Origin of the sequence: Micromonospora inaquosa (assembly GCF_003857055.1) — a bacterium.
Taxonomy (GTDB): domain Bacteria; phylum Actinomycetota; class Actinomycetes; order Mycobacteriales; family Micromonosporaceae; genus Micromonospora; species Micromonospora inaquosa.
The window spans coordinates 48,570-58,686 of sequence record NZ_QGSZ01000222.1; the positions used below are offsets into that span (position 1 = coordinate 48,570).

A 10,117-nucleotide genomic window follows, 5' to 3' on the forward strand; every position below is an offset into this window, starting at 1 on the left:
GCTCCGCCAATCGTCAGGTCCACGTACCCTGGGAGGCATGCCCCGGTACGAGTTCCGCTGCCGCGCCTGCGGCGACACCTTCGAGGTCAACCGCCCGATGGCGCAGGCCGGCGAGTCGGCCACCTGCCCGCAGGGTCACCTGGACACCGTGAAGCTGCTCTCCGCCGTCGCGGTCACCGGCCGTGGCGCAGCCGGTGCGCCGGCCCCCACCGGGGGCGGCTGCTGCGGAGGTGCGTGCGGCTGCTGACGGGCCCGGCCACCCGCTACGGCAGGTGCTGTTCCCGGCGCGCGGCCTGCACGCCGGCCTGAAAGCGGGTGCGCGCGCCGAGGGTCGCCATCAGCGCCGCGATGTGGCGTTGCGCGGTGCGGTAGCCGACGCCGAGTTGACGGGCGATCGCCTGGTCGGTGAGCCCGGAGAGTAGGAGCGCGACGAGCCGCCCGTCCTCGACCATCGGGCGGTTGCTCGCCGGGGAGGCCGTGGCGGGTTGCAGCGGCAGGGCGGATCGCCACAGCCCTTCGAAGAGGTAACCCAGCGCGTCGAGGAGGGCACAGGGGCGCAGCAGTACGGCGTTCTCGCCCTCGTCGCCGGGTCGTACGAGCAGGCCATGGCGGCCGTCGGCGAGGTAGAGCTTGACCGGCAGGGTCGGCAGGACCCTGGCCTGCTGGCCGGCGGCGACGAGCTGTTCGAGCCCGTTCAGGGCACCGGGCTGCTCCAGGGACGACCGCTCGTAGATGGTGCGCGAGCGGACTCCACGTCGGAGCAGTTCGACGCTGGCGCTTGTCGTCGACGGATTCAGGTACGGCGGCTTGTCCAGGCAGCGGATCTCGACCCGCGCGGCGCGCTGCAGGAAGGTCAGCCGGTCCAGCACCGCGGCCCGCCCGCTGACCACCTCCAGTACGGTGGCCGGGTCGAACAGGCTGTCGTGTGCGCGGTGCACCGCCGCCAGGCGCTGCAGGTGCTCGCGGGCGACCTGCAACTGCCGCTCGTACTCGCGGATCGGCGCGTCGAGGGCCACCGCCGGGTCGACGGCGGTGTACGTCGGCGGGTCGTCGTCGCCGGCCAGCACCAGCCCTTTGGTGCGGAGCGCGGCGAGCACCCCGCGCAGTGGTTCGGGGCGGAGCCAGGAGCGGTCCAGGTCGGCGGCTGTCTTGCCGGGCTCGGCGACGACCAGTTCGTACGCCGAGGATTCGGCCCCGGTCAGGCCGGCGGCGGCGAGGTTGCCGTCGGGGTGCTCCGGCATCGTCACGCCACGTCTGTGGAAGTGGTGATCCACCCACGCCGAATTGCCTGGTAACCGGCCTGGAAGCGACTCGCCGCGCCCAGCCGCCGCATCATCGCGCTGATCCGGCGACGCACAGTGCGCTCGGTGCAGCCCTGCTGCGCGGCGATCGCCGCGTCGGTCAACCCGGCGGCGAGCAGCGGGAGCAGGTCGCTCTCGGCCGGCGACGGCGCGTCCCCGACTTTGACGAGCTGGGGATGGCCGTCGCGTACCTGTAGGGGCACCCCCTGGTCCCAGGAGACTTCGAACAGCGCACCGAGCACCTCGATCAGGGCCGGGTCTCGGATGAGCATGGCGGACTCGACGTTTTCGAGTTGGACGGGGATCAGGGCCAGGGGGTGGTCGCTGAGCACCAGCTTGATCGGCACGCTGGAGACGCGAATCTCCTCGCCGACGGAGAGGCCCAGTGTGAAATCGGCGAGCCGGTCGGGGTCGTCGAGGCCCCGCCGGTCGTAGATCACCCGATAACGGATCCCCTGCCGGAGCAGCGCCGGCTCCACCGGGTCGACCAGGGGTGGCCCGTGAACATAGGGCGGGGCGTCGACGATCCGTACCTCCTGCACGGCGCTGAGCTGGACGTCGTTGAAGGCCTTCCTGATCGCCTCCTTGCCGCGCAGGATCTCGACGAGTTCGTCAGTGGCGCTCGGGCGTACGGCGGGGTGGAAGACCGCCGACAGTCGGGCACGGCGGGCCTTGGCCCGGGACACTGCGGCTTCACCGCCGGTCGTCAGCACGTCGGTGACCGCGTCGGAGGCGACGGCCTGGAAGCGCGCGGGGGATCCGGGTAGCCGCCAGACGAGCCCCATCTCCTCGAGACGGCTGAGGAGCGGGCGGACCGGCTCCGACCACGGCTGGTCGACGGCGAGTTGGTCGAGCGCGTCGAGTGCCACGGCCGGGTGTGCGAGTAGCCACTCGTAGAGAGCCTGCTCAGAGGCCGAGATTCCCAAGATCCGCAGCACCGATTCATCGTGCGGCAACCCCGGGTTCTTGTCCAACCGCATCACGCCGCTGGCGCGAACCGGACGTCACGGGTGGCTTCTGCCATCTCAGCGGTGGTGGCATCGTCGGCAAGCGCGCTCGCCAGCAAACCTGTGTCGGTGCCGGATGCGCCTGCGGACGTGGTCCATCGGCTCTGCCGGCGAGCGCGGTCGTCGGTCGATTCGCCGAAGGAGAGTGCGCAGCGTGACATCCAGAGCAGGATTCGCGAGCCCGGAACGGCACCTCGTCATGCCGCCCGAACCACATCGCTCGCGCGCCGACGCGTACGGCTTCGACCTGGCGGGTGGCCGGTGAGCGCCGCCGCTACCGCGCGAGGCGCGCGCTGGGCTCAGCTCGTCGGCCTCGTCGCGGTGCTCGCGCTGGTCGCCGGCGTCACCGCGGTAACCGGCGGGTCCGCCCGGCCCGCCGTCGCAGCGCCCGAGAAGATCCAGCCCGAGCTGCGGGCCAGCATGAAGACCCTGCCGGTGCAACCCTTCTGGGTACGTCTGAACGCCCGCGCCGACCTCAGCGCGGCGTCGGCCGTCAAGGACTGGAACAAGCGGGGCGCGGCGGTAGTCGAGGCGCTGCGGAAGACCGCCGAGAGCAGCCAGGCCGACGTCGTCGGCCAGTTGCGGGCGGCGGGCGTGGAGTACACCGCCTTCTACGCCTCGAACGCGATCTACGTGGCGCAGGGCACCATGGACCTGGCCGAGAACCTGGCCAAGGAGGGCGAGGTCACCGCCGTCCAAGCCCAGCGGACGTACCAGTTGCCGGAGCCGATCACGGCGAAGCGGGTCGCCGACGTCGACTCGGTGGAGTGGGGCGTGCACGCGATCGGCGCCGACCGGCTCTGGGCGGACGGCACCCGCGGCGAGGGCATCGTGGTGGGGAGCATCGACAGCGGGGTGCAGTTCGACCACCCGGCGCTCGCCGCGTCGTACCGAGGTGCCCGGGGCGACGCCGGTGTCGTACACGACTACAACTGGTACGACCCGTCCCAGGTCTGCGGCGCGCCGTCGCTCGCGCCCTGCGACAACCAGGGGCACGGCACACACACCGTGGGCACGATGGTCGGTGACGGTGGACCGGGCAACCGGGTCGGTGTGGCCCCCGGCGCCCGGTGGATCGCGGCAAAGGGTTGTGAGGAGCGCAGCTGCTCCGATTTCGCCCTGCTCTCCTCGGCGCAGTGGATGCTGGCTCCGACGAACCTGGCCGGCGCGGACCCACGGCCGGACCTGCGGCCGCACATCGTGAACAACTCGTGGGGGACCGACAACGGTCCCGCCGTCGACCCGTGGTTCGCCGACATCGTCGAGGACTGGCGGGCCGCCGGCATGTTCCCGATGTTCGCCAACGGCAACGACGGCGAGCACGGTTGTGACACCGCGGGCAGCCCTGGTGACTACGCGTCCACCTACAGCACCGGCGCGTACGACGTGGATGGCAAGATCGCTTACTTCTCCAGTCGTGGCCCGGGCGCGGGCGGCATCAGCAAGCCCAACATCGCGGCTCCCGGCGTGAGCGTGCGCTCCACCATCCCGGGCGGCGGCTACAGCGCGATCAGTGGTACGTCGATGGCGAGCCCGCACGTGGCTGGCGCGGTCGCCCTGCTCTGGTCGGCCACGCCCAACCTGATCGGCGACGTCCCGGGCACCATCGAACTGCTCGACCAGGTCGCGGTCGACGTCGACGACACGAGCTGCGGCGGCACGCCGAGGAACAACAACGTGTGGGGTCAGGGCAAGCTCGACGTGTACGCCGCACTCGCGGCGGCCCCGCGCGGCGAGACCGGCCGGTTGACCGGCAAGGTCGTCGACGCGAAGACCGGTGAGCCGGTCGACGGCGCCGAGGTCCGGATCGACGGCGCGGTCCACCGTACGGTCATCACCGGCGCGGACGGCGGCTACGCCGCCACCCTGTCGGCCGGTGGGTACACCGTCACCGTCTCCTCCTACGGCTACCGAACCGGCACCGAGTCGGTCACCGTCACCGCCAACACCACCCTCACGCGGGAAGTCCGGCTCCAGCGCAGCGCCGAGGCCACGGTGAGCGGAGTGGTCACCGACGGCTCCGGACACGGCTGGCCGCTCTACGCGATGATCACCGCACCCGGCCTTCCGGCCGGTCCGTGGTTCACCAACCCGAAGACCGGTCGGTACGAGCTGACCGTCCCGGTCAACTCCACCTACCACCTCACGGTGAGCCCGCTCTATCCCGGCTACCGGGCCAGCCCGCTCGATGTGTCGGTGGACGAGCGGGCCGTGGTCCGCAACGTGCAGGCGCAGATCGACGAGGTGTCGTGCCTGGCGCCCGGCTACGCGTACGCCCTCCGGGCCGACTTCGAAGGCTGGACCGACCCGGCCAGACGGGCGGGCTGGACAGTCGTCGACAACCTCGGCGACGGCCACGCCTGGCAGTTCGACGCACCCGGCGGTCTGGACAACGTCACCGGCGGCACCGGCGACTTCGCCACCGCCAACTCCTGGCACAACGACATGGTGCAGGAGGACACCGACCTCGTCTCACCGGTGATCGACCTTTCCCGGGAGAGTTCGCCACGGCTGGGCTTCAACGCGCTCTACCTCGGGGAGAGTGAGACCGCGCGGGTCGGCATCGACCTGAGCATCGACGCCGGCCGGAGCTGGTCCAACGTCTGGCAGAAGAGCACCGAGAACGTGCTCGGGCCGGTGGAGGTCGCGCTGCCGCAGGCCGCCGGCCGGTCGCAGGTCCAGCTGCGCTTCCACTACGCGGGCAGCGGCATCGCGCTGTGGCAGGTGGACGACGTCACCGTCGGGACGTGCGGCCCGACCCCCGGTGGGCTTCTCACCGGAGTGGTGCGGGACGACAACACCGATGACCCGATCAACGGCGCGAAGGTGGTCGACAAGGCGCGGCACATGGAGCTGGCGGTCAGCGCCGCCACGCCAAACGACCCGAACCTGCCGGACGGCTACTACTGGCTCTTCTCCACCGAGGCGGAGCCGACGTTGACGGTCAGCTACCCCCGGTACGCCGACCGCGAGGCGCCTACCGTCGTGGCGCCGAACCGGGTCACCACGAAGGACTGGCGGCTGCACGCCGGGCAGTTGACGGTTGACCGGAAGGGCCTCGACGTCACGACGCGGTTGGGGAAGTCGGCCACCCGCACCCTCACCTTCACCAACAACGGCACCAAACCGGTCCACGTCAAGTTGGGCGAGCAGGTCGTGGGCGGCACCGACCAGCGGCTCACCGAGCAGAGCGGCGCGCCGCTGCGACGCGTCGAGGTGGGGCCGCCGAGGTCGGGGCCGCCGAGGTCGGGGCCGCCGAGGTCGGGGCCGCTGCCGAAGGCGTCGGCGGCCCAACCGGCGGAGCCCACCAACCAGGGCAAGGCCGCCGCGGACGTGGGGCCGTGGACCAGGATCGCCGACTACCCGACCCCGATCATGTACAACGTCGCCGGCTACCACGAGGGCAAGCTCTATTCGGTGGGCGGGAGCGTCAACGGGTTCCTGGAGGGGATGACCCGACAGGGGTACGTCTACGACCCGGTGACTCTCCAGTGGAGCCCGATCGCCGACTCCCCACAGGCGGTCGCGACCGCAGCGGGCCTCTTCCTCGGCGACAAGATGTACGTCGTCGGTGGCACCAGTGTCGAGGGTGAACCGCTCAGGACGGTGTACGTCTACGACCCGGCCCGGGACTCCTGGGCTCGGGTGGCGGACCTTCCCCAGCCTGCCAGCGGCGCCGCGGTCGCGACCCTCGGCGGCCGTATCTACCTCGTCGGCGGCTGCATCGACACCTGCCCGGCAAAGGGGATCACGGTCTACCGGTACGACCCGGGCACCGACGCCTGGACCCGCCTCGCCGACTACCCGGTCCGGGTCGACGCTCAGGGCTGTGCCGGGGTCGCCGAGCAGGTCATCTGCGCCGGCGGGTTCGACGGCGAGCACAGTGGGGCGGTCGCCGCCACGTTCCGCTTCGACCCTGCCACCGGTGCCTGGACCCAGGGCGCGGACGCGCCCTACCCGGTCGCCGCCATGGGCGCCACCGGCGCCAACGACAAGTTGCAGCTCTTCAGCGGGTTGCGCGACGGCCACCAGCTGACCAACGAGGCGGTGGAGTACGACCCGATCTCGAACACCTGGGGTCGGCTACCCAACATGAACCACCCGACGTACGACGGCGCCACGGCCTGCGGCGTGTTCCGGGTCGGTGGCTCGGTCAGCCTGTGGACCCCGCAGAACACCGCCGAGATGCTGCCGGGGTACGACTACTGCGCCGGTACCACGGAAGTGCCGTGGCTCTCGGTGGACAAGCCGGAGTTCAAGGTGGCCCCGGGCCGGTCGGTGCAGGTGGTCGTCCGGGTCGACGGCGACGCGGTCACCCACCCCGGTGACCAGGCCGCGCGGCTGGTGGTGCTCACCGACGCGCCGTCTCCGGTGCACACGGTGGCGGTCAACGGCCACTTCGAGACGCCGCCGAACTGGGCGACGCTGAGCGGCACGGTGACGGCCGTCGGCACCGGCGGCCCAGTCGCCGGTGCGACGGTCACCGTCTGCGGGGCGTACCGGGCTGACCAGAGCGCCCCGGCTGACGATGCCGATCAGGCGGTCCGGGCTGGGCGGCCGGTCCAGACGGGCTGCGGTTCGGTCAGCTACACGGCGGTGACCGACGCCAACGGCCGCTACGAGCTGCGGTTGGCGAAGAACCAACAGGTCCAGGTCACCGTGGCCGCCCCCGGGTTCCGGTCGACGTCGACGGTGACGACCATCCGGGGGGCGAAGAACACCGTGGACGTGGCCCTGCCGACGGGCTGAGGGTCAGAGCGCCACCGGGCCAGCCCCGTCGGAACCGGTCACCCGGTCTCCGGCGGGGCTGGCCCCTTCGTGAAGGACCATCCGGCCTTGGTGGTTGATTCCGGAACATCCTGGACGACCCGCCGAGCGACGCTCCGTCTTGCCCCGGGAGGGGCCGAGTGGCACCTTGAGTCCGAGTCCGGCGGCCGTTCTCACGATGCGTGATCGCGCGGATTCAGGCAGCATGAATCCGACGTCAGGGGTGGAGGTTCCGCGCATGTCGCCACGGATCCAGCTCCCGAGCGGTTGGGTGACCTTCGTTTTCACCGATATCGAGGGCTCGACCCGGCTGGCCCAGCTGCTGGGCCCGGACTACCGCCCGGTGCTCGCCGAGCATCGACGGTTGCTGCGCCGCACCCTGGCCAGCACCGGTGGCGCGGAGCTGTTGACCGAGGGCGATTCGTTCTTCCTGGCCTTCGACGACGCGACAGCGGCGATGACCGCGTGCCTGACCGCCCAGCGGGCGTTGTCCAGCCACGACTGGCCCACCTCGGAAGCCGCGCCGCGGGTGCGGATGGGCCTGCACACCGGCTACGCCGAGCCGCGCGACGGCGAGTACGCCAGCCCCGAGGTGCACCGGGCCGCCCGGGTGGCCGCCGCCGCGCACGGCGGGCAGGTGCTCTGCACGGCGTCCACCGCACGTCGGGCCGAGCCGATGCCGCCGGGTGCGACCCTTCTCGACCTGGGCCTGCACCGCCTGCGCGGCTTCGACGACCGGGAACGACTGTTCCAACTGGTCGCCCCGGGTCTGGAGCGGCAGTTCCCCCGGCCCCGCACCGCCGACGCGGTGGCGCACAACCTGCCCACCCAGGTGACGTCGTTCGTCGGCCGGCAGGCCGAGCGCATCGAATTGGGCCTGCTGGTGCGACAGCACCGTCTGGTCACCGTGCTGGGCGCGGGCGGCGCGGGCAAGACCCGGCTCGCGGTGGAGTTGGCCAGCGGAGTTGTCGAGGCGTACCCGGATGGGGTCTGGTTCGTCGACATCGCCTCGGTGACCGACCCGGGGTTGGTCGCGTTCGCCGTCGCCGCCGTGCTCGGCCTGCGCCCCGAGCCGGGCCGGCCGATGCTGGACACCCTCGTCGAGTACGCGGCCGGCCGCCGGATGCTCGTCGTACTGGACACCTGCGACACCCAACCGGCGGCCTGCGCGGAGGTGATCGCGCGGTTGCTGTCCGGCGGGGGCGGCGTACGGGTGTTGGCGACCAGCCGTGAGTCGTTCAGCCTTCCCGGCGAGGTGGTGTGGCGGATTCCGCCGCTCTCGGTCGACCCGCGCGCCGACGGTGCGGAGAGCGACGCGGTGGCGCTGCTGCTGGACCGTACGGCGGCGGCGCGCGGTGGTCGGCAGCCGGACCCGGCCGAGTCCGCCGATCTGCGTCGGGTGGTGCAGCGGCTGGACGGCCTGCCGCTCGCCATCGAGTTGGCCGCCGCCCGGCTGCGGGTGCTCTCCGTTGGTCAGCTCGCCGAGCGGCTGGACGATGTTCTCAGCACCCTGGACGCCGGCCGGGAGGACCCGGACCCGCCGCCGGTGGAGCGGGGCTGGTCCGGCAACCAGCAGGACACAGTGGACCTGGTCGCGGCGGCGGCCGGGGCGTCGCCGCCCACCCCGGCGAGCCGGGCGGTGCAGCGCTCGGCCACCGAACGGCATCTGACCATGCAGGCGACCGTCACCTGGTCGTACCGGACGTTGGGGCCCCGGGCCGCCCGCCTGCTGCGGTGGCTGTCGGTCTTCGCCGGCCCGGTGGATCTGGAGACGGTGGAGTGGCTGCTGGGTGACGATCCGCTGGACCCGCTCTCGGTCCTGGTGGACAAGTCGATGGTGTTGGCCGAGCCGCGGGCCGCCGGCAGCACCTACCGGATGCTCGACCCCATCCGGGCGTACGCGGCGCGGCGACTGGCCGAGGCGGGTGAGGAGCAGGCCGCTCGGGACCGCCACGTGGCCTGGTCGGCGCACGCGTTGGATCGGGCCCACCTGGGTCAGGACGGCCGGCCGGTGACGCTGTCGTTGTACTCCCTCGACCCGTTGGCGGGGGAGCTGCGCGCCGCGCTGCGGTGGTGCGCCACCGGCGGCAGCGCCCGCGCCGGTCTCGGCCTGGCGGGCGGGCTGGACCAGTGGTGGCTGGAGCGGGGCCTGGCCCGGGAGGGGCGGCTGTGGCTGTTCCGGCTGTACGGGCGGATCGCGGAGACGGGGGAGCGGATTCCGGAGGCTGAGCTGGCTGCGGCGTACCACATGCACTCGCTGCATGCCAGCGCCGACGGGGAGTTCGCCGAGGAGCTGCGCTACTCGCAGCGGGCGGAGGCGGCGGCCCGGCAGGCCGGCGACGCCGGGTTGCTGGCCCGGGTGCTCGCCGGCAGGGCCGCGCCACTTGTGGACATGGGGCAGTTCGTCGAGGCCGAGCGGGTGTGCCGGGAGGTCATCGACTGGGCGCACGGGCAGGACGTCGTCGGCGAGGCGCTGTTCGCGGTGTTCAGCCTGGCCGAGCTGCTCTGGCGGCGGGGTGCCCTGGAAGAGGCGGCCGAGCTGCTGGGCGCGGTACGTCCGGTGGAGGCGGCCCGGCCCGTGGAGCGCGGCCGGCGTTCGGTGGACATGCTGCTCGGCATGGTCGCGTTGGCCCGTGGCGACGTGATCGCCGCCCACGAGCATCTGCTGGTGGCGTTGCGTTCCCGGATGGGTCACGGCTACCACGGCCGGGCGTGTGACACCTTGAACGCGGTCGCGGTGCGCTGCGCGATCGGCGGGGAGCGGTTGACCGCCGCCCGACTGTTCGGTGCCGCGCAGGCGACGCGGGCGAGCATGCGTGCCACCCCGGGCATCTTCGGCGGTTACTGGGCAGAGCAGCAGAGGGAGTTGCGCGCGGTGCTGGGCGACGCGGCCTTCGACGACGCGTACGGCGAGGGTGCCGAACTGGGGCTGGACGAGGCCGCGGCGCTCGCACTGGACGTGGAACACCCGGACCTGGCGGCGGACTCGACCCGCTTCAGCACCGGCCTGTCCCAGCCGACCCCCCGTCGTCCCGCCGACCC

The 10,117-nt window shown here is 72.3% G+C and carries 5 protein-coding genes; 3 read left to right on the forward strand and 2 right to left on the reverse strand.

Annotated features, from left to right (window positions below; genetic code table 11):
* Window positions 1-37 precede the first annotated feature (37 nt).
* Window positions 38-247 (forward strand): FmdB family zinc ribbon protein, encoded by a 210-nt coding sequence (locus tag DLJ59_RS18100; protein ID WP_124773814.1) that lies wholly within the window; start codon window positions 38-40, stop codon window positions 245-247.
* Between the two features lie 16 nt (window positions 248-263).
* Here DLJ59_RS18100 and DLJ59_RS18105 read toward each other — a convergent pair whose 3' ends face one another.
* Together DLJ59_RS18105 and DLJ59_RS18110 are read right to left on the reverse strand one after the other, a co-directional pair.
* The gene (locus DLJ59_RS18105) at window positions 264-1,247 is read right to left on the reverse strand and encodes a helix-turn-helix transcriptional regulator (protein WP_124773815.1); all 984 of its coding nucleotides are present in this window, start codon (window positions 1,245-1,247) and stop codon (window positions 264-266) included.
* Window positions 1,244-2,239 carry a helix-turn-helix transcriptional regulator gene (locus DLJ59_RS18110; RefSeq protein ID WP_158630858.1) on the reverse strand — a complete coding sequence of 332 codons (996 nt, stop codon included), beginning with the start codon at window positions 2,237-2,239 and terminating at the stop codon, window positions 1,244-1,246. Before DLJ59_RS18110 ends, DLJ59_RS18105 begins: the two co-directional genes overlap by 4 nt.
* 330 nt (window positions 2,240-2,569) lie before the next feature.
* Between DLJ59_RS18110 and DLJ59_RS18115 the strand changes: the two genes are divergently transcribed.
* Window positions 2,570-7,057, forward strand: coding sequence for a S8 family serine peptidase (locus tag DLJ59_RS18115; RefSeq protein ID WP_124773817.1), 4,488 nt, complete (start codon window positions 2,570-2,572; stop codon window positions 7,055-7,057).
* A 256-nt stretch (window positions 7,058-7,313) separates the two neighbouring features.
* The coding region (locus DLJ59_RS37505; RefSeq protein ID WP_148096957.1) for an ATP-binding protein at window positions 7,314-10,117 on the forward strand (2,804 nt) is incomplete at its 3' end.